We start from the raw sequence: 21,741 nt of genomic DNA on the forward strand, positions 1-21,741 counted from the left end.
GAAGCAGGATTTTGAAGTACTTCCTCAAAGTAGAATGGCTTTATTAGTAGCACGTATTCCCGTTCCTTGTCCTCCATACAAAAAAGCCTCCACCCCGCTTTGTGCTAGGTGGAAGCCTATTCTTAGCAAATTATGCTAAATTATTTTCCAATAAACATTTGTGTCCAATAGTTGCCTGCTTGTACATAGCCAACTCCGATATGTGTGTAGCTTGCATTTAAGATGTTAGCACGGTGTCCTTCACTGTTCATCCATGCTTGTACAACTTGCTGTGGAGTTGTTTGACCTTTTGCAATATTTTCACCAGCAGAAGAATAGCTGATACCAAATTGCTTCATCATATCAAATGGTGAACCATATGTTGGGCTAGTGTGATCAAAATAGTTACGGTCTTTCATATCTTGAGATTTTGCACGTGCAACTTTGCTTAACTCGGTATCGATTGTAAGAGCTTTTAAACCGTTTTTTGCGCGCTCAGCGTTTGTAAGCTCAACCACTTCTTTTTCAAATTGGCTAATTGTAGAACTTGTAGGCGTTCCAGAATTAGTCGGCTTTTGGGCAGGTGGTGTTTGAGTTTGTGTCGGAGCAGTCGGTGCTTGTACCGGTTTTTCAACTGGCTGTGCAACTGGTGTTTTCACTGGCTGTTGCACAGGTGCTTTTGCCGGTTGTTTGACTGGAGCTGCTGGTTTTGCAGTATATTGTTTAGCAACTGCATCAAACTGCTTATTAATGCTAATATTATAGTTTACTGGGATATTATATTTTGCAAGATATTGATCTAGTACTTTTTGTAAGTCTTCTTGGCTATTAACTTTATAAGCTACTGTTTGAATGTTTACATTTTTTATTGTAGAAGCATCAGCCTCTTTCACGCCAACTCCTGTGAAAATTAGGGCCGCTGCAGCCGCTGCTGTAAATAGTGATTTCTTTTTCATTATTAATTCCTCCCTGAAATTCAATGGTGTTTTCTTTCTGCCAAAATCATAACACGGCTTTTTTTGTAACATTCTTACCATGAATTACCTTGAGGGAAAATTAAATAATGAACAGCTAGATGGATTAAAAAATTTTAAGCGGATATTCTTTATAAACCTATAGTTAAATAGTTTTCTCGTAGATTAATTGCTAGATGAAATCTTCTACTTTTCTACTCTGTCAATGGTAGGTGCGCGCTTAACTACCAAATAAAACTAGTAATTTAGGATTGACAACTTTTTTCAAAGACTTTTAATGTAACATTCTTTACTTTTATATTACAAAATTAATTAATTAACACAAATTAAGATCTGAAAATTCAAAAAAAGGCATCCCATAAGAAGGGTTAGACCCTTATATGAGACACCTCTTTTTCTACTATTTATCATGATGGTTATGTTTAATATCATCATTCATCGATTTACTTGTACTCTTTTCTTCCGGTTCACTAGCAGTCCCAATTACAAATTCCTTTTTCGGCATATTATGCAAATCTTTAGCCGTAACATGAGCATAGACATAATAGGTACCTTCTTCTGAGAAGGTTTTCTCAATTTGATATACCCCGTCTTTTAAATGTTTTACTTCAATCGTTTCATGGTTTTCGCTTTGTGATCGCCATATTTCAAATTTCACTTCATCCGCGTCCATTACTTCTTCGTCACCATATGTAACTTTTGCTTTAAAAGTAACAACATCATTCACTTCTGCCTGCTTAGGATTAATTGTCAAGTCTACATTAAGCATTTTGGGCTCAATATCTTTCTCCTGAAGGTTCGAACAAGCAACTAGAACAATCATCAAAACGATTACTAACATGCTTCCTACTTTTTTCCTCATTTTTCTTCCCCTTTATTATATATATATATATATAACAAGATATCATAAATTTGGGAGTTAAATCAGTAATCATGTGACAAATTCCTGATAAAGTGAAACATTAATAAGTAGGGGTTTTCTTGATCTCCTACTGATTGTTTGTCCCGTTCTAGAGTCGCTAATATCTCCGCTCCGCTTCGATAAATCGACTCTACGAACCCGAATCAATAAATCACAGACTAAGTTCGCCGCGTCCTCATGTCTTCGTCTGTGTGACCCACATCCTGTGGGCCTCAACTAAACCGCTAAAAGAGCACATCGCTAAGTTAAGTTTCACTGTATCTCACCAATCGGGCTTTTACGGGGAGTTGTTATCCCCTACCTACACTTCGTTAATTCCTCTAAGCCTTGTGGTGGGAATTATACTGCCCGTTAATGCGGGATAATCACTATGGTGTCTGTGCTAATTTCTCCATTTCTTCAATATAAACTGAAAGCATCCTGCTCTTTTCTTCATCGTTTAAATTGGAATGATGAACTCTTTGAATGCATAAATAAAATTTCTCATACCGATTTTTCCTCGCTCTTGGATGACTGTTTTCATCAAGCAATTCAGCTTTTATTTTTTCGCGAAGCACATCATTTTCTTGACCACCGCTGTCTTCTACTATTCGATTCTTCCATAATTTCGAATAGATCTTCAATAAATATTTGTCGTTTTCTTCATTCATACTACTTCCCTCCATTGATTTACATAATTCCTTATATAAAGGTAATCCTAATGATAAATTATTTGCCTATATGACATATTCTGTATACTAAAAAGAGAAGACAAATCAACTTAGACAACTGGATAAAGGAGTGATTCTATTGGCACAAGTTTACCGCTGCCCAAATTGCCGAACAAATAAATCTAGATTTAATCTCATTCAACAAGTCGCAACTTCTGTAAAAAAAGATCCTCAATCTGGTGAGGTTGTTCAAGAATACTCAAGTGATAATTTAGAGCCTTTTCATCTTCCATACCGCGGCCCAGAAGTAAGAGTCCAATGTGCTTCATGCGGCCTAATCGAAGACGAAAAAACCTTTGCTGCATTCGGCGAACGAAACTTGTAATTTTAATAAAGTAAAACTTCATTCAGTGGGGAGTTCTTTGTCCCCACTGATTGTTAGACCCATTCTAAAATCATTAAATCACTGACAAAGTACACTGCATCTTCATGTCTATGTCTGTTGCCCACATCCTGTAAGCCTCAACTAAACACAAATGGATACTATTTTTCTTCCAAAGCTGTTAGCTGACTCCGGATTTCTTTTTCATTAAGTTTTTCACCAATAATAACTAGATTGAGTGGCATTTTTATTAATTCATTCATATAGATTGGCATACCATAGGAATACTGAAATAAGTATGGTTGCTCAGAGTTTGTAAAAGACACATAGCCCTTCATTCGATAAACTGTTGCTGGAAGAGCACGCAGCCATTCTTCGAAGGAGGTTTGATCCATAGCCTTTTTGAAGGTATGTACGATAGCTTGCAAATGCAAATGACTGTGTACGTTCAATTGACTATGTACATTTTTTTGGTTCATTTTCATTTTTTGTAAAGAAGAAAGTGATATTTTGGCTTGTGTAGTAAGTAAACTTATTGCCTCAGGATTTATTGCTTGAATCGAATATACAAGCTGTCCAGCTTCTAGATCACTTACCAAGTCCTGTTTGTTTAAGAGGATAAAGTCTGCATGCTGTACCTGTTCTACCAAAAGCTGACGTAGCTGTGGTGACAATTCATTCCGATCTTTGAAACGAAGTAAATCAACTACTGTAATAATCCCACGATAATTTAATCTTTTAGCAAATAATGGACTCATGATACTATCTAAAACCTCAACCGGATGAGCCGCTCCAGTTGTTTCTATATAAATCGCATCAAGTTCGTGCTCAGATAACAAACTATGTATTTGTACCTCCAACTTATCTTGTATAGTACAGCAAATACAGCCTCCTAGAAGCTCCTTGAAAGGAACATCAGCCCCTAGTGCTGCTGATTCGACAGATACACTGCCCAGTTCATTTAATAAAATTGCGGCTTTACGCCCTGCTTCATTTTCCTGTTGAATTATTTCCTTTAATAAAGTTGTTTTCCCACTGCCTAGAAAACCACCTAAAATGTATACCTCGGTCATTTTTTCCATTCTAAATATACTCCTGATTCAAATCGATTTAGTTTCACTAGCAGTGTACCATAAATAGACGTACAAAACATGAGATCTTGCTGTGTTATTCTATATACGACGAAACTTCAATAAAGAAAACCAGCAAAGTGTCCTGGTAAGGAGACTTTGCTGGTTTAGCTGTTATTTACTAGTATTCAACTGACTTTCCAATACTTCCGATGCTTTTTTTAGCTGTGTATCGTTTGCTAGAATCTTTTCTCGCAAAACTTGCATAAGCTTTATCGTAGATTCTCCAGTAAGTACACCTGTTGCTTTAATACTGTGGTCTTTTTGGAATTGAGACACTGCATTTTCAGTTTCGTTGTCAAAGAATCCATCAATTTTGCCTGGTTTATATCCCGCTGCTTCTAACATCTTCTCGGCCGTTTTCACTTCGACACCTGACTCAGACACCTTCAATGCTTTATCAGGTGAAATATAAGTAAGACTTGCGTAATCTGGAAGCTTTACCAAAACATCTGGTTCAATTCCTTTGGTATGTATCCAGTTTCCATTAGGTGTCAACCATTTAGCCGTTGTATATTTAAAGTTAGAGCCGTCTTTAAAATCTGTTGCGGTTTGTACAGTTCCTTTACCGAATGATTTTTCCCCAATAAGCTTAATTCCTGCTGATTCGCTAACCGCAGCAGCTACAATTTCTGAGGCACTAGCACTGCCGCCATCAATTAACACGACTACAGGTTTTTCAAATATACCATTGTTTCTGGCGTTAGCCACCTGTTTCTCACCTGCTCGATTTTCCACTTGTAGGATAGGCTTGCCATCCGGGACAAAAATACTAGCTATTTCTTCAGCTTGGTCAAGAAGCCCACCTGGATTACCTCGCAAGTCTAGAATCATGCCTTTCATACCCTGTTTATCCATTTCCTCAATTGCTTGTTTTAAATCATTCGCAGTATCTGTGGAGAAACTTGTTACCTGAATTTTCGCAATATGATTGTCCAGCATTTCGGCATAAACTGTTTCAACTGGGATGGTATCACGTGTGATTGTAATTTCAATTGGTTTTTCAGATCCTTCTCGAGAAATTTCCAATTCAACTTTTGTACCTTTTTTCCCTCTTATCTTCATGACTGCTTCGGTTGAGCTTACACCTTCTAAACTGTCACCATTCACGCTTAAAATTAAGTCATTAGGCTTAATTCCTGCTTTCTCTGCAGGGGAACCCTTTATAGGAGAAACTACCATAATAAATGAGTTTGCCTGTTGAATTTCTGCTCCTATTCCTTCAAATGAAGAAGAAATACTTTCTTGAAAGCTTTTTGCTTCTTCTTGATTCATATAGGTAGAGTATGGATCATCAAGCGCTTTAATCATTCCATCAATAGCACCGTTTACAAGTTCCTTTTCATTTACATCTTTATAAAAATTATTCTTTAATGTGTCATAAGTAGAATAAAGTTTTGCGAATTCAGGATGTTCGCCAGTAGACATTTGAGTAGATAAAGACGATTCGACCTTATCTGTTCCAAAAGTTAACGCAATCGTAGTAATTCCTGCTGTTAAAAAAACAAGTAAAAATATCCCCATGATAAACGGAAACCTTCTCATTTTAACATATCTGGTCTTTTCTGGAGAATCTGTTTGTTTATTTTCTTCTTCCAATGCGTGTTCACCACTTTCAGGTTGTGCCTTCAAATTTTACTCGTGTTCATTAAATGAATCTACGTATTTTGTATGTAAAATTATTTTACCAGATTTATGTCTTTCCGAAAAATATTAATGTTTAGTATAAGTTAAAATTATTGGGTATGTGTGAGGGACAGTATACCATATTTATTCAATCGACATACTTTCCCCAACATCATTTATAGAACATCTGGTCAACTAGCTATCTGTCCGAGAAGAATATTATGTTATTCTTGAACGGCTGCTTCTAAGGCAACTTCTATCATTTCATTGAATGTAGTTTGCCGTTCCTCTGAAGTCGTTTCTTCTCCAGTAAGAATATGATCACTAATTGTCAAAATAGACAAGGCTTTTCGACCAAACTTAGCAGCAAGCGTGTAAAGTGCAGCAGACTCCATTTCTACTGCAAGGATTTGGTATCTTGCCCATTTTTCTAAATCACTGTTGTCATTGTAAAAATGATCTGCTGTAAAGACATTTCCGGCCTTTAGTTGCAAACCTTTCGCAACGCCTACTTCATATGCTTTTCTTAATAAATCGAAATCTGCTGTTGGTGCATAATCAATACCACCAAATGTTAAACGATTCATTTGAGAATCTGTTGAAGCGCTCATAGCGAGAATAACATCACGTACCTTTACGTCTTTTTGGATGGCTCCGGCTGTACCGACACGAATAAGGTTTTGAACATTATAGCTATTAATCAATTCATTAACATAGATAGAAATTGAAGGGACACCCATTCCCGTACCTTGAACAGAAATTCTTTTTCCTTTATAAGTGCCTGTATAGCCAAACATGTTTCTAACTTCATTGTATAGTGTAGCATTTTCTAAAAAAGTTTCTGCTATATATTTTGCACGAAGTGGATCTCCAGGTAACAAGACCGTTTCTGCAATTTCATTTTCTTTTGCACCAATATGTACACTCACTTTTGTTTCCTCCTCTAAAGCTTGATTAATAAATATCGCAAATAACTATACCACAACATCGTCCATAATTGAAAATGTGTACGGAATCTTCATTATAATTGATTTTTAGTAATAATGCATTTTATTCACAAGCATTGTCCGTTCATCTAAACAATTTTCTGCTAACGAAAGTGCCTTTAGATTCTAATGATAATATGCTCATCTGTACAATTTGAAATCTGTAAATACAAAGTTACCTTATTTTCCCCTCTAGCGCATCAAAAAAAAGCATTGCTTTAGAAGTAACAATGCTTTGGTGTCCATGTATGTTTTTTGACAAAGTCACTATTTTAATACACCGTTAGCCTGACTTTTTTTAAGAAGTGAGGGGTTATCCGTTAAAGTGCGTATAACTGATGTGGGAAAATAAAATATTCCCTAGAGTTATTCCTCAGTATCTTCATCAATAATACATTTATCAAGCAAATAATCGAATGTGATGTCTGCAAGATCTTCTAACTCCTCTTCAGTCGGGATATAGCCCCGTTTCATTAACTCCTGATAGAAGAATTCCGCAATTTCTTCTGTATCAATAAATACTTCAATTTCTCGCATGTCATCGCCCCCTTATTAAAGATGTATGAGTCTGATAGATGAAATATGACTGCTTGATCTAATTCCTTTAATTCTTTAATTTTCCATCGCCTGCTGTATCTTCTACGGTCTTTTTTATTTTCAAAAGTGCTATTTTCATCACATGAAAATAATCTTCATCTCCGAACCATTTATACAATATTTGATAATCATTATAAAGATCGAGTAGGCTATCAATAATTTCCTTTTTATCACGACCTTGAACATGTGAGATTGATTCTGTTTTTTGTCCATTTTTTTTCAATGAATCGGCTGCTTTCGAAACTTTTTTCTGGTCCTCAATAAGACCTAATTTAGACATGATACTTTCCGCACGATCTGCATCAGCAATTAATGTGATTTCTTCCTCATGAGCTTCTAACCACTCTCCATCGGAAATCCTAGAAAGTTCATAAACAATATCTTCCCAAGCATCTTCTTTATAACGCCATATCTCAGTTCTGAAGCCAAGTATTCTAAAATAATCACGCTCATATCCATCAACTTGAACTAGATCACCGAACGTAAATTTATATTCAATATCTATGTGCTCTGTATCTGACACTAACTCACCTTCATATTCTTCAACACTTTGAAGTGTGTTTTCTAAATATAGCCCTTGACTATTATTCACTTCATACACAAAAGATCCATCCATAAATTTTACATCAGTAATTTTTCCCACTGTCCCATACATGGTAATGACTACTGTATCGCCTTTCTTAAATTTCGGCTGCTTCTTTTTCCCCATAAGAGACATCCCCTTATATTTCGGTCCAATATGTTTGATAATATAAAGTATATGCAGATTCTATTCTCTGCGTTAACCTGAATTCTCTAATGTTTTTTTGCTAAACCTATTAAAATCTCATAAAAAAAAGCCAGTCCTTTTTCAGTGATAAAAGGAACTGGTTGGTAAGGTATATTTATTAATTTGGTGAGTTCCTTAGAGGCACTCCTTTATCGAAATAGGCTCAGATCAAACAAAGAATGATATGAACTGTTTAGCTCTGCTCATTCAATATATACTCGTCCCAAGCTTCATCAAAAATTGCCATACTTCTAAGATAATGTCCATTCATTTCTAAATACCTGCTGAGTTCATCATAATTATTAGACTGCTTCGGAAACGTATGATCGTTAAATGCTTCATTGGCAAATTTCGTAATTTCATCTACTTCTTTCGGCTGGCGATATTTCATTAAGTACGTGTAAAAAGGCTTCATCATTAACCTCCAAAATAAAGTCAAACATCAATCAGGCTTTTACGGGCAGTTACCACCCACCTGCGCTTCTTCGATTCCTCCAAGGCTTGAGGTGGGGGCTACTGTCCATTAAAGTCGGATAAAATAAATCTGATTTTAATATAATGGAGTTTTGTCTAATCGTCAAAAGAAGGTGTATCAAAACTAGCTGCCCATATACTTTATATACCGCAGTATTGACACGATAGATCGTGTAGATGCGTGAACTAAAGTCTATCGTTACAGGACAAACGTTCACAATTTGTTAATATTCCCCTCCATACACCCTCTTCTTGCTAACTTTTCGTCATTAAATGTATGACTAATTTACAAATTTGGAACAGAGTAAATCGTAGAAATTCACGAAAAATCAAAATAGTTTCGCTTAAGCAGTCGTTTCATCTTCATCAAATCTTGATAATCGACTGTCTTACTTAAATCCACCGTTGAAATTAAGAACAGTTGGTCTTCAATTTGTTTCACCGTTTCATCACTTTGATAAACAGCTCCACAGTTTTCACAAGTATAAGTAGGTGTATTTAAGATTTCAATCGCTTTTGTACCGTCAGGAAGTTCCCAAAAGACTGAGCCGGAACCAAGTACTACACCAGTTACTTCACACCAGGTGCATGTATCCATTTTAATCCCCCTTATCATGATCGCTCTTTGCAGATGACATTTTCTTCAGCTGTGACTGATATTTCTTTTCTTTTAAGATGTCACGCTTTTCACGTTGATCTTTTAATGTGCTATGGTCAGGGTTATTTTCATATGCTTCACGCCGATATAGACGTTCTAATCCTTCTGGGACCAAATTAAACTTACTTTCATTCAACAAACCGGCAATACCGATTTTTGATCGTTTATTTCCTACTTCCGGATAAATACTTGAAAAGTATTCATCTGCTCGCCCTGGTGCGTAATCCTCTGGTTCAGGATACGTTGAAATAACACCTTCAAAATTCCGAAGTACTGTTTTCTCAGGTGATTGCGAAATGATATAGTTAGGCTGTAGTGTAATTTTTCCTCCGCCACCTGGTGCATCGACGACAAAGGTTGGAACCGCATATCCAGATGTATGTCCTCTGAGCCCTTCGATAATCTCAATTCCTTTTGATATCGGTGCCCTGAAATGACCGATTCCTTCAGACAAATCACACTGGTAAATATAATAAGGTCTGACGCGAATTTTCACGAGATCATGCATCAACTTTTTCATAATCGGGACACTGTCATTGATACCAGCGAGAATGACTGCTTGATTGCCTACAGGGACTCCAGCATCAGCAAGCATTTCACACGCTTTCTTTGCTTCTTCTGTAATTTCAATTGATGTATTGAAATGTGTATTGAGCCATACTGGATGATATTTCTTTAAAATCGCACATAAATTTTCGGTGATCCGATGTGGAAAAACAACAGGTGCACGGGTACCAATCCTGATAATTTCTACATGTGGAATTTCACGTAGATTTTTCAAAATATACTCCAGAATCGTGTCGTTAATCAATAGACCATCGCCGCCAGATAAGAGAACATCACGGACAACAGGTGTTTCCCTAATATATTGAATCGCCGCATCAAGTTGTTTTTTTGGAACCCCCATTCCAATCTGTCCGGAAAACCTTCTTCGTGTACAATACCTGCAATACATCGAACATTGATTAGTCACTAAAAACAGAACTCGATCAGGATAACGATGGGTTAAGCCTGGTACTGGGGAATCTTCATCTTCATGAAGCGGATCTTCCATATCGTATTTCGTTTTATGCATTTCGCTTGATATCGGAACACTTTGCATTCGAATCGGACATCGTGGATCATCAGGATTCATTAATGAGGCATAATAGGGTGTTATATTTAGTGGAATGGTTTTCGTTGAAATTCGAACACCTTCTTCTTCATCTGGTGTTAAGTGAATCACTTTCTTCAAATCATCTAATGTTCGTATCGTATTCGTAAGCTGCCAAATCCAATCATTCCACTTTTCATCCGTAACATCTTCCCACAATTCAATATTTCTCCAGTGTCGATCAGGCTTATATAAATCGAATAACATAATGGTTCCCCCTTGCATCTTGATATTACTAGTTAATGCAAGATGCATGCCATAATAGACAAAAATCATGATTTTCATCAAAAAATAATGATCATCGATTCACTCTATTCGATTTTATTCAGCTTATACTGAAGTGTTTGTCGCGGTATTTGAAGCAACTTAGCCGCTTGCAGAATATTTCCTTTGGTTTTCATTAAAGCATTGGTAATTAACTTCTCTTCGGTTTTCTTCAAAGTTTCTCTTAAAGGATGAATCTCTAGTATATGTGTATCCTTAATCTTAAGAAATGGAGGCAAGTCCTGAAAGTGAAGTAAGGTAGTCTCAGTAACATTCATCATATATTCAATCGTATGCTTAAGTTCCCTTACATTTCCTGGCCATTTATATGCGTGGAAAAACTTTAGTAAATCAGGTTCGATACCGCTTATATGCTTTTGCATTTTCGTATTAAAATAAGAAATAAAATGTTCAGAGAGTAGTTCGATGTCTTCTGGCCGCTGATTTAAAGGGGGTAATTCATAACTTAATACATTCAAACGGTAGTATAAGTCCGGCCGAAGCAATTGCTCTTGTAGAGCTTTTTCGGGATGCTTATTCATCGCCGCCATTATTCTTACGTCTACTCTACTATTCTTCGAACCTCCTATTCTTCTTATCAGTCCATCTTCAAGCACCCGCAATAATTTAGTTTGTAACTGAAGCGGCATTGATTGTAATTCATCTAGAAATAAAGTTCCACCGTGGGCTAATTCAAACAACCCCGCGCGCTCTACTGCACCAGTATAGCTACCTTTTGCTGTTCCAAATAATAAACTTTCTAGCAATGACTCTGGAAGCGCTGCACAGTTTTGAGCGATAAAGGGAGCATTTCTTCTAGATGAAGAAGCATGAATGCTTTGGACAAACAATTCCTTTCCTACCCCACTTTCACCATAAACAAGCACAGAAGAATTGGAATTTGCGGCTTTTTTTCCTTGATGAATCACCTGTAAAAACTCCGGATTCACCGTTAATAAATCAGAAAATGTATAGTGAACACTATTCGTTGCACCCTTATTCTTTTTCTGACTAGTATCGCTTTGCTTTAGGTCAAGCAATCGTTCCGATAGAGCTTTCAAAGTGGAATAATCTTTGGCAATTTCAATGGCTCCAATCAATTCTCCATTCATATGCAACGGTAAGGTCGTATTGATGGTTTCAATCATTTTTCCATGTATATTCATATAAGACTGTCGTTTATCTTTAATTGGTTCTCCTTTCTCTATGACCTTTAATAATGTAGATGTATGGCGATTTAGAGATGGAAAGGATTGTATGAGTGGTTCCCCTAGCACCTCTTCAACCTTCATCCGATCCCGTTCTGCTGCCACTTTATTGTAAAAAATCGTATCCCCTTTTGTATTGATAACATGAATGCCTTCATCAATGCTCGTTAAAATGGCTTCTAACACTTCTCTAGTCGTATAAAATTCCTGATTCACATTCATTCACCCCTTCAAGGCTTACTTAATAAAGTATATGAAAGAGTGCCTGAATCTTGTCAGATTACTGCTGATTTTTCAGCATTTACAATATGTTTTTCACCCAAATATTCATATCTTCTAGTTTATCGAAAATATAACAGTTATTCGCTAATCTACCACGGTACGTATAATCTAATGAATAAAAGGCAGCATTTATCCCATATGAAAGTGCTCTTGCAATAGAATACACACAAAAGATTTGCTGTGCAGCCAAGTATTTTTCTAGCTCGCAAATTAAGTGCTTCATTATTCCGAATTGCCGATGCTCCGGCAGTGTCGCACAATCGGTTATTTCAGCATTATGATAATGGCTGTTTACTTCTGCTGAGGCAGCACTAACAATTTTTTCTTTAAAAAGGCACACATAAAAGACAGCATCGTTTTCGATACATTTTTTCACATATTCTGGATCATTCATCGGAACAGGATAGATTTCAAAAACTCGTTGATATAAACGTGCTAATTCTTCTGCATCAGCTCTATTTGCTTTTCTTATCGTATAGCCTAAAGGAAGCTGTTTTCTTTGTTCAACGGAACTAAGGGATAATACTCGTGTTAAAATTTCGTCTTCTTCTTTCCAATTTATACTGTTTCGACGCTCATTTTGATAATATTTTGCAAAAAAACAACAATCACTACCAAAAAAATACTTATCGATACTTGCTTCGAAAACAAAACCAGCTAAAATCAGTTCTTTGAAATATTCCTGTCTTGCTTTAACAATCAGTTTCTCTGCACCGATTTTTAACATGGCTTCATCCGCCTCTTTTAAACAAAGCGTAATATTTCCTAAATGATCATCCATTCGCACCCGTTTATTAAAAGGATCGATAACTAGTTTTACATAATAGCCATCTCCATTTATCTCTTTTTCCATTGGTATATGATTCATTACCCTTCCCCTTTTACTTCATTTTGTATTTAGTGTACCAAAAAATCACGAAAGAGTCAGACCTCACATGCTCTCCCTTATATTTTTGGATAATTTTATCCGTAAATATTAGGGAGAGCAGTATATCGCCTAACCCATATGGACAAATCACTTTGGTTTTCATTCTTCAGCAACTTCACACCAGTCAAGAATCGTAATCGCAATGATTTGAGCTGCTTCGATCATTTTTTCTATTTCAATATATTCATTGGCATCATGGGCTAATTCGGTTTTTCCTGGTCCAAACACAATGGTCGGGATCCCGCCGACTCCAGATAAATAACCACCATCCGTAGCCCATGGTGAAGCTTCCAATTTCGCTTCTCTGTTCATTTTTTCTTTATAAGCAGCTTGCATTGTTTGAAGAAACGGGTGATCTAAATCGATATATCCCGGCAACCATCGTGCTCCAAAAAATTCAAGTTCAACCGGTTTATTGCTAAACCAGTCAAATGAGGAATTTAATTCTTTAATACACGCTTTTAAGCTCTCTTTTGCATCTTCTACTGTTTCAAAAGGAGCAACGCCTAATCGACCTTCCAAAATGACTGTATCAGGAACAGATGACGGCCATTCACCGCCATGGATTTTTCCGAGATTGATGGGAATTGGGATGGAGATATTTTCGTACAGAGGATGTGTGAGTGCTTCGTTTCTTTTATTCTCTAAGTCTCTTATCGCTTCAATAACAAAAATGGATTGTTCAATGGCACTCACACCCTCATATCGTGTACCAGCGTGAGCTGATTTTCCTTTTACGATAAGTCTAAACCACATCGAACCTTGTTGCAGCGGAAAGATTTTCATATTTGTAGGCTCAGGAATAATCGCTCCGTCTGCACGATACCCTCGCAATACGGCTGCAAGTGTTCCTGCCCCACCGCTCTCCTCTTCAATTACACTTTGAAAAATCATATCTCCTTTTAAGTTGATTCCACTTGCCAAAATTGCTTCAATCGCCAACAATAATGATACATTGCCACCTTTCATATCTGTAGAGCCTCTACCATAGACTCTTCCATTCATAATTCTCCCGCTAAAAGGATCGATTTCCCAATCATTTTGATTCCCTTCAGGTACAACATCGATATGTCCATTCAAAAGAATAGACTTTCCTAACCCCTTCCCTTTTTTTATCGCGACAAGGTTTGGATTACCCATAAAATCACTACGATCACAGTGAAAGTGCGGGTGATTTTTTAATACATCATCACCAATCTCCCAAATATCCAATTCTAGACCGAGTTCTCGGCATTTTTCAATGATAATCGCTTGTGCACCTCCCTCATTCCCGCGCTTACTTGGTTCTTGTATCAGCTTTGACAATAATTTGACTCCTTTTGTATAATTCTCGTTAATCCAATCTATCACTTTATGTTTTTTATCCATCATAATCTCTACCTTTCTTTTATAATGCGAATATGATTGGCCCGCTTTACTTCAGTATCCGTTTTCGCTACAACATCATCAAATGTATAAGTCTCGAACAAGTCGGTTAACACTAGTCCTTCAAAAGTCACGGTAAAAACACCTAGCTCGGTAATGATCATATGTACACAGTTAGGAGCTGTCAGCGGCAATGTACAAGCTTTTACTAGCTTTGAAGCTCCGCTTTTGTCAAAATGATTCATTACAACGATGACCTTTTTTGCTTTGGCTGCTAAATCCATTGCACCACCCATCCCTGGAATTCGCTTCCCTGGAACAATCCAATTCGCAAGATCACCATTACCACTAACTTGCAACGCACCTAAAATCGTTAAATCAATCCGTTCTGACCGAATGATTCCAAAAGCCGTAGCACTATCGCAATACGAGCCTCCGGTCTGCAACGTGACAGGATGCCCCCCTGCGTTACAAAGGTTTCCATCTTCCTTTCCAGATTCAGGAGATGGTCCCATTCCAATGATTCCATTCTCAGCATGAAACATGACTGGGAAATTTTTTGGTAAAAAATCAGGAACTAGAGAAGGAATACCAATCCCAAGATTGACGAGCATGCCCTGCTTAATTTCTTGGGCAGCTCGCTTTGCTAGTTTCTTTCTTATTTCTGCTCCCATGCCCATTGCCAATTCACTCCTTTCGATTCCACAATATAATCGACAAAAACCCCTGGAGTGATAATTTCTTCTGGGTTCAATGTACCACAGGGGACAATTTCTAATGCTTCGACGATCGTTATTTTTCCAGCAGTTGCAACAAAAGGATTTGAATTTCTGGCACTTTTATCAAAAATTAAGTTTCCATAATCATCAGCCTTTTTTGCATAAACAATTGCAACGTCGCTCGTTATGGCTGGCTCAATTAAGTATTCTTTTTCTGCTACTTTTACTTTTTCTTTATTTCGGTTTACAATTTCAGCCTCAATGCCTATGTCAGATAAGATACCACCAAGCCCCATTCCACCTGCTCGAATACGTTCAATCAATGTTCCTTGTGGAGAAAATTCAATTTCAAGCTCGCCAGCATTCATATAGGCCCCTGCGTTGGGATTAGAACCAATATGAGAAACTATTAATTTTTTTGCTCGTTTTTTTGTAATGACTTTTCCGATCCCAATATCAGGAAAACCAGCATCTGTACCGATTAAAGTTAGATTCTTAATCCCAGTTTCTAAAATAAGATCTACCAATCCCGGCGGTGTACCAACTCCTCCAAAACCACCGAATAAGATGCTCATTCCATCTTTAAATAGCGGGGTTAAACTGGAACGATTCGTTACTTTCTTAAACATGTTTTCTGTCATCTTTCACACCGCCTATTAGATTTCCTCATTCACATTCAACAAATATTTTTCAGCCCATTCTTCCAATACAGTTTCGAAGCGGTTTATTAATTCATCGATTTCTTTTTCGGTGATTGTTAAAGGTGGTGCGACAATAATGGCAGCACCTGTGACCCCTTCTTCACCAGCTGCTGCAGGATATAATAGCAAGCCGTGCTCCATTGCAAGCTTAATCACTGTATTTGTTATAGAAGCGTCTAGCGGAAAAGGTTTTTTCGTTTTTTTATTTTGAACAAATTCAATACCAAGAAGGAGACCTTTTCCTCGAATATCACCTATAAAGGAATACTTCTGTTCCAATGAGTGCAACTTGTTTTTCAAATATACACCGGCGGTTGCAGCATGTTCAGCTATATCATGCTTGGTAAGATAATTGAGAACAGCAAGTGAGATCGCGCAAGATAATGGATTTGCGCTAAAGGTATGCCCCCCCATAATTATTTTTGAACCGTGTAGAATTGCCTGAATAATAGGATCCGAAACAAGAGTAGCTGCGATCGGCGTGTATCCCCCGCTCAAACCTTTTCCAAGTGTCACAATATCAGGCTTTACTCCCCAATGTTCTGAAGCAAGTAATTTCCCCGTACGCCCCATTCCTGTCATCACTTCATCAGCAATAAATAAGACATTGTATTTCTCGCAAATTTGCTTCAACTTTTGAAAATAGCCGTTAGGTGGTGTTATGGCCGCTCCCGCTGCGCCTATGACTGGTTCAGCAATGAAGGCGGCTACATGATTCTCCCCAATTCTTCTGATTGCTGCTTCAAGCTCATTCGCACAAGCAAGTCCGCATGATTTGCTATCCAGTTGCATCGGACAACGATAACAATATGGTGCAGAGATTGCCGGATACGATTCCAGAATTTCAGTAAATCGCTCTCGACGCACTGGATGTCCAGACATGGACAAGGCACCAAGCGTGATTCCGTGATAGCTCATCCACCTCGAGATGATTCGATTCTTTTGTGGTTTTCCTCTTTCCTGCCAATATTGAATAGCTAGCTTCATCGCTGTCTCTGTTGCTTCTGACCCACTATTCACGAAAAAACTCCAAGGATAGTCGCCGTGCGTTAAATCTGAAAGTTTTAATGCGAGCTGTTCTGCCGCTTCACTGGTAAACTGTGAACGATACACAAACGAAACCTTCTCAGCTTGTTCAATCATAGCTTTAGTAATTTCTTCTACTCCATGACCGATATTCGCTGTAACTGCTCCAGAGCATCCATCAAGATACTCTTTTCCAAAAGCATCGTAAAGAAACACTCCCTTCCCATGACTAATAACTGGATATTCCACATCGAGTACTGGTTTAATTAATGACGATTTCCCCATTTTGCAGCACTCCTTTTCACTTATCTTACGAACCGTATAATCTAATGTATGTCTTTTAAGTCGCAATCTTTCTTCCCGAAAATAAAATGTTATTGCTAACATAGTTGCTTCTTCATTTACTCTGTTTCAGCTTCGATAGAAAGAACTTCGTTTTTTCCTTTTTTCCAGTTTAAAAAAGGAAAAACCGACCTTATAATAAGGCCGGTTACTTTTTTTATTTCGTTAGCAACAGAAAGATGCACCAATGATGATTAATAGGATAAACAACACCACAATTAGGGCGAAACCGCCGGCGAAACCGCCGCCGCCGTATCCACAACATCCGCCACCATATCCGTAACCACCGTATCCGCCATATCCGTACATTACATTCACTCCTCTTTTTGATATCTCTTACATTTTTACAATATGCAACTGCGCCCGATTCGGTCTGTGCATTTGCCTATTTTTTTCGACCGCTCAATTTATCTAAAGACAGTTTCCTATAAAAAATGACTGTATGCACTTTTTATATTGCGAAGTTATTTGTAGAATAGGTTATACTATGAGGAGAATGAAGACAGGTGTAAGCCTCCAAGCTCCACTATAAAACAACTTATATTTTTATAAAAAAGGTTTGAGACATAATGAAAAGTAAAATTATTATGACATTTATCGCTTTATTCCTAACCACGAGTATACTGTTTGTATTTTTGCTTAATCAGAAAACTTATGGAAATGAAACTCTTCCAAATGTATACGAAAAGATAAAAACGAACAAACCGATTCGCTATTTAGTGATCGGCGATAGCATAGGCAGAGGTTCAGGAGCAGCAACTCCAGAAGAGCGCTGGTTTGTCCGTTTAGAGAATATGATGAAACAAAAAGAGAATATTAAGATATCAGGAGATTATATCGTTCAAAGTGGCGCTACTGCATTTGAAGGACTCTATAATTTTTCTCAAACAACAATAAAAGAACCACCTGATCTTGTCTTTATTGTTTTTGGAGAAAACGACCGAAAATACATGTCGGCAAACGATTTCGGAGAAATTTATGAGGCTTTAGTGAGAAAGGTAAAAACACGTTTTCCTAATGCTGAAATTTTTACCATAACCGAAAGTTCTCTTACTTTTTACGACTTTGCTGACGAAATCATGAAAATTTCTAGGCATTATGGAACCGCACATCTTGACATGCGTCCAGTCTTTGCAAAATCCGGCTTAAGCATGGAGCAACTTACAAAAGATTTTATTCACCCGAACGGAATAGGCTATCAGCTTTATGCTAATGAGATATATTCGCAATTACTTAGTCATACAATTGAAGATAAAGTAATTGCCCCTTTGTCTATTCCTCTATATAGACAAAAGGACTTGAACCTGATTAAAATAAATAAGCCAAGCCGTATAAATGGTTTTAATCATTCCTCATTGGGCTTTGTCAGTGAATTAAAAGGTAATTATATCGAGTATGATTTTACTGGAACTATTCTAGGGGGGATTTTCTTAAGAACTCCCATCGGCGGAAAGCTTGATGTATTTATCGATGGGAATTATACGACTACGATCGACACATGGTGGCCTTTTTCAAAAGAACGATATCTCTATATCACAAATGGTTTATCCAACGGAATACATAAGGTTCGTTTTGAAACAAGTGGTACAAAATCATTAATGAATCTTACGGGTAAAGCCGATGTTCACATCATCAGTATTATTACAAATAAATAAAGGGTCAGACCTCACAACCTATACATCGTTTATAGGTTGTGAGGTCTGACCTTGTTGATATGGCACAACCTCGTTATTTACTTAATCGTTACTTTAAAAAATTGAGTTTCCCCTCTAGTTAAAGATGTTTCAGTCGTTTTTACAATTGACTCCACATCATCGCTATTTGTAATAATTATTGGAATAATAGTGCTTTTTGCTTTTTCTTTAATAATCGTTTGATTAAAGGAAATGAGTTTATCTCCCATTTTCACTTTATCCCCTGCACTAACAAAGGCTTCAAAGCCTTCACCATTTAATCCTACTGTTTCGAGGCCGATATGAATAAGAATTTCCGCTCCATTTAGAGCCTTAATCCCAACTGCATGCTTTGTCGGGAATACTTGTACAATTTCTCCATCAACAGGTGAATAAACTGTATCTTCTCCCGGTTCTATTGCAAGGCCATCCCCCATCATTTTCTCTGCAAAAACTGGATCAGGAACATCCTCCAAAGCTACCACGCTTCCATTCATTGGAGCGAATAAAACGATTTCTTTATTAACTGGAACGGACTCCTCCGTTTTCTTCCCAAATAATTTCTTAAACATATAAATCTCCTTCCCTATCTTACATGGTCGAACATCTTATTATAATACTAAATGCGATAGTTTTGTATCATCAAATTAATTATCGAAATAAGTCTTTATATTGCCCATAGCCTTCTTTATCAAGATCAGCAACTGGTATGAATCTGAGGGAAGCTGAATTAATGCAATATCTTAATCCTTCAGGTCCCGGTCCGTCATCAAATACGTGACCGAGATGTGAATCCCCTGTTTTACTTCTTACTTCTGTTCTTCGCATTCCATAGCTCGTATCAACCTTCTCAATGATTTCCTGGTTTAATAGTGGCTTTGTAAAGCTTGGCCAGCCGCAGCCTGAGTCGTATTTTTCCTTCGAAGTAAATAAAGGTTTTCCAGAGACGATATCTACATATAACCCTTCCGCTTTATTATCCCAATATTCATTTCTAAAAGGTGGCTCAGTGCCATTATTTTGCGTGACTTCGTATTGTATAGGCGTTAATTTTTGTTTTAAATCATGATTTTGATTAGTCATTTTACTGCCCCCAATTCTGTTCAATAAATGTTTGCCGCCCTGATCCGATTCGGTAACGATTATAATGAGCTGGGTTTTTCTTATAATAATCTTGGTGATATTCTTCGGCAAGATAAAACGGTTTAGCCGGTAAAATAGGTGTAACAATTGGCTGTTTAAATCTTCCGCTATTTTGTAATTTTTCCTTAGAAGCTTCAGCTATTTGCTTTTGTTGCTCTGTATGATAAAAAATTGCAGTTTGGTAGGAACCACCGCGGTCGAAAAATTGTCCGCCAGCGTCTGTTGGATCAATTTGCTGCCAAAATAATTCAACTAATTGCTCGTATGGATACACGTTCGGGTCGTATGTAATCTGTACAGCCTCATAATGTCCAGTTGTTTCAGAACAAACTTCTTTATAAGTTGGATTTTCTGTATGACCGCCCGTGTACCCGGATAGAACAGATTCAATCCCGGGCTGTTCAGCAAATGGTTTAACCATGCACCAAAAGCATCCTCCTGCAAATGTAGCTCTTTGTAAATGATTCACCAACACTAACCTCCATTCAGCATGTAGATCAAGTTAATCTGTTAGTATGCGTAAAAATCGTATTCAATAAATTTTAACGCTTTTTGCCAGCTGTGTAAAATGAAAAGCTGTTTTACTCACAATCAACACATTATCCATTTCTCTTTTTAATATATTTTTTCTTATTATTCATCTTCTACTACTTCTTTTTCCCTCAAGTAAGGTGAGTTCTTTACTTTTTATAAGATCGTAATTGCTACCATACTAGTATTACCATTTCTATCGTCTTTATCAAGAAACAAGCTTTAGTGAGACGACCATTCTCCGTTTCCATCTGTTGAAATCGAAGACTAAGAATCGAAAAGTATCATTACTTTGATGCACCAAAACCACTTATTACTACAAGTTTTTTCTACTTCATCATTCATTTTCATAACTCATGTGAATTTGTGAGAATGGACGTATTATGTGATTTTCATATTTTAATTCTTCCCTTTTTTGTGACACCAGCCTAATTAGAATTGCATATGCTGTTTACGAAAGCTTTGAAAAAAGGAGAATAAACCATGTCGAATTCTAAAAAAAGTCGAAAAAACTATTTTATAAAAGCTCAGAAGTATGATTTATTAGCCAGCCATTATAAATACATTGACCCAAACTTGCATGTTTATTATTACCACAAACATTTAACAGCTTTGAATAATGCTTTTGAGGTGATGCGTGCAGAAGATTTATATAGAAAGAGTCCAAGCAGAGTAAGAATTCTTCACGCAGCAACAAATGCAGGAAATGTCGATGTGTATGTAAATGAAACAAGAATATTGCAGAACAGTCCATATAAAACAATTAGTGACTATTTACCATTAATTGCGGGGAAATATCAAATAGATATCTATCCAACTGGTCAGCTTTCTTCAACCATTCTAAGTCAGAAAATTCAAGTTGAGCCAGGAAAGTTATATACATTAGCTGTAAGTGGTCTGGATAAGTCGATGCGACTCATCGCTCATGAAGACCTTCCATCTGTTCCTAATAGCGAATCCAAAGTTCGGCTGATCCATTTGGCTTCAGATAGCCCTGCTCTCGATTTAGCGGTAAAAGATGGAGATGTAGTATTTCAAAATGTACCGTACAGAAAAGCAACAAATTATCTGGGAATTACACCTATGAGTATTGACCTTGAAACTAGAGTTTCTGGTACGAAACAAAGCGTGCTTTCCATTCCTCATGCTGCATTCAGTGACAATAGGGCCTATACCATCTATATAATCGGTTTACAGGATGCAGAGCCTGGGTTGGAAGCTTTATTCGTTTTACCTTAACATTGCTTTCGTATCAATTA

General features: G+C 37.1%; 23 protein-coding genes and 1 pseudogene. 3 read left to right on the forward strand and 21 right to left on the reverse strand.

The features are described from left to right. Positions 1–140: 140 nt before the first annotated feature. From HNP81_RS14325 to yoyC, 3 genes are all read right to left on the reverse strand, one after another. A complete protein-coding gene (locus HNP81_RS14325; RefSeq protein ID WP_182503105.1) occupies positions 141–935 on the reverse strand; it encodes a CAP domain-containing protein in 795 nt (264 codons plus the stop codon). A gap of 418 nt (positions 936–1,353) precedes the next feature. Beyond that, a complete protein-coding gene (locus HNP81_RS14330; protein ID WP_182503106.1) occupies positions 1,354–1,815 on the reverse strand; it encodes a FixH family protein in 462 nt (153 codons plus the stop codon). A gap of 428 nt (positions 1,816–2,243) precedes the next feature. Continuing rightward, positions 2,244–2,525, reverse strand: a complete 282-nt coding sequence (gene yoyC / locus HNP81_RS14335) for a protein YoyC (RefSeq protein WP_182503107.1) — start codon at positions 2,523–2,525, stop codon at positions 2,244–2,246. Between the two features lie 139 nt (positions 2,526–2,664). Between yoyC and HNP81_RS14340 the strand changes: the two genes are divergently transcribed. Continuing rightward, on the forward strand, positions 2,665–2,910 hold the full coding sequence (locus HNP81_RS14340) for a hypothetical protein (RefSeq protein WP_028391443.1): 246 nt from the start codon (positions 2,665–2,667) through the stop codon (positions 2,908–2,910). 158 nt (positions 2,911–3,068) lie between these two features. Here HNP81_RS14340 and HNP81_RS14345 read toward each other — a convergent pair whose 3' ends face one another. The 15 genes and pseudogenes from HNP81_RS14345 to HNP81_RS24700 form a co-directional block, all read right to left on the reverse strand. Next, positions 3,069–3,989, reverse strand: a complete 921-nt coding sequence (locus tag HNP81_RS14345; RefSeq protein ID WP_182503108.1) for a CobW family GTP-binding protein — start codon at positions 3,987–3,989, stop codon at positions 3,069–3,071. A 162-nt stretch (positions 3,990–4,151) separates the two neighbouring features. Continuing rightward, the gene (locus HNP81_RS14350; protein ID WP_312859686.1) at positions 4,152–5,669 is read right to left on the reverse strand and encodes a lmo1851 family serine protease; all 1,518 of its coding nucleotides are present in this window, start codon (positions 5,667–5,669) and stop codon (positions 4,152–4,154) included. Positions 5,670–5,887: 218 nt separating this feature from the next. Then, entirely contained in the window at positions 5,888–6,592 is a 705-nt protein-coding gene (gene deoD, locus HNP81_RS14355) for a purine-nucleoside phosphorylase (protein ID WP_028391446.1), read from the reverse strand. A 423-nt stretch (positions 6,593–7,015) separates the two neighbouring features. Next, on the reverse strand, positions 7,016–7,186 hold the full coding sequence (locus HNP81_RS14360) for a YozD family protein (RefSeq protein WP_084552308.1): 171 nt from the start codon (positions 7,184–7,186) through the stop codon (positions 7,016–7,018). A 67-nt stretch (positions 7,187–7,253) separates the two neighbouring features. Further along, entirely contained in the window at positions 7,254–7,955 is a 702-nt protein-coding gene (gene yodN / locus HNP81_RS14365) for a germination protein YodN (RefSeq protein ID WP_034301017.1), read from the reverse strand. 253 nt (positions 7,956–8,208) lie between these two features. Further along, positions 8,209–8,433: a YozE family protein gene (locus HNP81_RS14370; RefSeq protein ID WP_376766754.1), complete on the reverse strand. Its 225-nt coding sequence runs from the start codon at positions 8,431–8,433 to the stop codon at positions 8,209–8,211. 375 nt (positions 8,434–8,808) lie between these two features. Next, on the reverse strand, positions 8,809–9,087 hold the full coding sequence (locus HNP81_RS14375; protein WP_028391448.1) for a YokU family protein: 279 nt from the start codon (positions 9,085–9,087) through the stop codon (positions 8,809–8,811). 1 nt (position 9,088) lies between these two features. Beyond that, the gene (gene kamA, locus HNP81_RS14380) at positions 9,089–10,507 is read right to left on the reverse strand and encodes a lysine 2,3-aminomutase (protein ID WP_182503109.1); all 1,419 of its coding nucleotides are present in this window, start codon (positions 10,505–10,507) and stop codon (positions 9,089–9,091) included. Positions 10,508–10,611: 104 nt separating this feature from the next. Beyond that, positions 10,612–11,988, reverse strand: a complete 1,377-nt coding sequence (locus HNP81_RS14385) for a sigma-54 interaction domain-containing protein (protein ID WP_312859687.1) — start codon at positions 11,986–11,988, stop codon at positions 10,612–10,614. A gap of 85 nt (positions 11,989–12,073) precedes the next feature. Then, positions 12,074–12,922 carry a putative beta-lysine N-acetyltransferase gene (ablB, locus tag HNP81_RS14390; RefSeq protein ID WP_182503111.1) on the reverse strand — a complete coding sequence of 283 codons (849 nt, stop codon included), beginning with the start codon at positions 12,920–12,922 and terminating at the stop codon, positions 12,074–12,076. A 159-nt stretch (positions 12,923–13,081) separates the two neighbouring features. Next, positions 13,082–14,353, reverse strand: coding sequence for a peptidase (locus tag HNP81_RS14395; RefSeq protein ID WP_028391452.1), 1,272 nt, complete (start codon positions 14,351–14,353; stop codon positions 13,082–13,084). Positions 14,354–14,358: 5 nt separating this feature from the next. Next, positions 14,359–15,027 carry a 3-oxoacid CoA-transferase subunit B gene (locus HNP81_RS14400; protein ID WP_028391453.1) on the reverse strand — a complete coding sequence of 223 codons (669 nt, stop codon included), beginning with the start codon at positions 15,025–15,027 and terminating at the stop codon, positions 14,359–14,361. Beyond that, positions 15,006–15,707 (reverse strand): CoA transferase subunit A, encoded by a 702-nt coding sequence (locus tag HNP81_RS14405; RefSeq protein ID WP_028391454.1) that lies wholly within the window; start codon positions 15,705–15,707, stop codon positions 15,006–15,008. The genes HNP81_RS14400 and HNP81_RS14405 overlap by 22 nt, the downstream gene beginning before the upstream one ends. A gap of 15 nt (positions 15,708–15,722) precedes the next feature. After that, entirely contained in the window at positions 15,723–17,078 is a 1,356-nt protein-coding gene (locus tag HNP81_RS14410; protein WP_028391455.1) for an aspartate aminotransferase family protein, read from the reverse strand. Between the two features lie 222 nt (positions 17,079–17,300). Beyond that, positions 17,301–17,384, reverse strand: a pseudogene (locus HNP81_RS24700) (YjcZ family sporulation protein); the annotation flags it as partial. A gap of 320 nt (positions 17,385–17,704) precedes the next feature. Between HNP81_RS24700 and HNP81_RS14420 the strand changes: the two are divergent. Further along, positions 17,705–18,790 carry an SGNH/GDSL hydrolase family protein gene (locus HNP81_RS14420; protein ID WP_028391456.1) on the forward strand — a complete coding sequence of 362 codons (1,086 nt, stop codon included), beginning with the start codon at positions 17,705–17,707 and terminating at the stop codon, positions 18,788–18,790. A 77-nt stretch (positions 18,791–18,867) separates the two neighbouring features. Here the strand turns inward: HNP81_RS14420 and HNP81_RS14425 are convergent, their stop codons facing one another. The 3 genes from HNP81_RS14425 to msrA all read right to left on the reverse strand — a co-directional run bounded on the left by HNP81_RS14425 (position 18,868) and on the right by msrA (position 20,372). Then, on the reverse strand, positions 18,868–19,380 hold the full coding sequence (locus HNP81_RS14425) for a PTS sugar transporter subunit IIA (protein ID WP_028391457.1): 513 nt from the start codon (positions 19,378–19,380) through the stop codon (positions 18,868–18,870). 79 nt (positions 19,381–19,459) lie between these two features. Beyond that, the gene (gene msrB, locus HNP81_RS14430; protein ID WP_028391458.1) at positions 19,460–19,891 is read right to left on the reverse strand and encodes a peptide-methionine (R)-S-oxide reductase MsrB; all 432 of its coding nucleotides are present in this window, start codon (positions 19,889–19,891) and stop codon (positions 19,460–19,462) included. Position 19,892: 1 nt separating this feature from the next. Beyond that, the gene (msrA, locus tag HNP81_RS14435) at positions 19,893–20,372 is read right to left on the reverse strand and encodes a peptide-methionine (S)-S-oxide reductase MsrA (protein WP_051405017.1); all 480 of its coding nucleotides are present in this window, start codon (positions 20,370–20,372) and stop codon (positions 19,893–19,895) included. Positions 20,373–20,965: 593 nt separating this feature from the next. Between msrA and HNP81_RS14440 the strand changes: the two genes are divergently transcribed. Further along, on the forward strand, positions 20,966–21,721 hold the full coding sequence (locus tag HNP81_RS14440) for a DUF4397 domain-containing protein (RefSeq protein WP_034301028.1): 756 nt from the start codon (positions 20,966–20,968) through the stop codon (positions 21,719–21,721). Positions 21,722–21,741 lie beyond the last annotated feature (20 nt).

This window comes from Peribacillus huizhouensis (assembly GCF_014138605.1).
Classification (GTDB): Bacteria; Bacillota; Bacilli; order Bacillales; family DSM-1321; genus Peribacillus; species Peribacillus huizhouensis.

Coding starts and splice junctions, on each gene's coding strand:
- HNP81_RS14325 (WP_182503105.1), bottom strand. CDS start 935: ATGAAAAAGAAATCACTATTTACAGCAGCGGCTGCAGCGGCCCTAATT.
- HNP81_RS14330 (WP_182503106.1), bottom strand. CDS start 1,815: ATGAGGAAAAAAGTAGGAAGCATGTTAGTAATCGTTTTGATGATTGTT.
- yoyC (WP_182503107.1), bottom strand. CDS start 2,525: ATGAATGAAGAAAACGACAAATATTTATTGAAGATCTATTCGAAATTA.
- HNP81_RS14345 (WP_182503108.1), bottom strand. CDS start 3,989: ATGGAAAAAATGACCGAGGTATACATTTTAGGTGGTTTTCTAGGCAGT.
- HNP81_RS14360 (WP_084552308.1), bottom strand. CDS start 7,186: ATGCGAGAAATTGAAGTATTTATTGATACAGAAGAAATTGCGGAATTC.
- yodN (WP_034301017.1), bottom strand. CDS start 7,955: ATGGGGAAAAAGAAGCAGCCGAAATTTAAGAAAGGCGATACAGTAGTC.
- HNP81_RS14370 (WP_376766754.1), bottom strand. CDS start 8,433: ATGATGAAGCCTTTTTACACGTACTTAATGAAATATCGCCAGCCGAAA.
- HNP81_RS14375 (WP_028391448.1), bottom strand. CDS start 9,087: ATGGATACATGCACCTGGTGTGAAGTAACTGGTGTAGTACTTGGTTCC.
- kamA (WP_182503109.1), bottom strand. CDS start 10,507: ATGTTATTCGATTTATATAAGCCTGATCGACACTGGAGAAATATTGAA.
- ablB (WP_182503111.1), bottom strand. CDS start 12,922: ATGAATCATATACCAATGGAAAAAGAGATAAATGGAGATGGCTATTAT.
- HNP81_RS14395 (WP_028391452.1), bottom strand. CDS start 14,353: ATGATGGATAAAAAACATAAAGTGATAGATTGGATTAACGAGAATTAT.
- HNP81_RS14400 (WP_028391453.1), bottom strand. CDS start 15,027: ATGGGCATGGGAGCAGAAATAAGAAAGAAACTAGCAAAGCGAGCTGCC.
- HNP81_RS14405 (WP_028391454.1), bottom strand. CDS start 15,707: ATGACAGAAAACATGTTTAAGAAAGTAACGAATCGTTCCAGTTTAACC.
- HNP81_RS14410 (WP_028391455.1), bottom strand. CDS start 17,078: ATGGGGAAATCGTCATTAATTAAACCAGTACTCGATGTGGAATATCCA.
- HNP81_RS14420 (WP_028391456.1), top strand. CDS start 17,705: ATGAAAAGTAAAATTATTATGACATTTATCGCTTTATTCCTAACCACG.
- HNP81_RS14425 (WP_028391457.1), bottom strand. CDS start 19,380: ATGTTTAAGAAATTATTTGGGAAGAAAACGGAGGAGTCCGTTCCAGTT.
- msrB (WP_028391458.1), bottom strand. CDS start 19,891: ATGACTAATCAAAATCATGATTTAAAACAAAAATTAACGCCTATACAA.
- msrA (WP_051405017.1), bottom strand. CDS start 20,372: ATGGTTAAACCATTTGCTGAACAGCCCGGGATTGAATCTGTTCTATCC.
- HNP81_RS14440 (WP_034301028.1), top strand. CDS start 20,966: ATGTCGAATTCTAAAAAAAGTCGAAAAAACTATTTTATAAAAGCTCAG.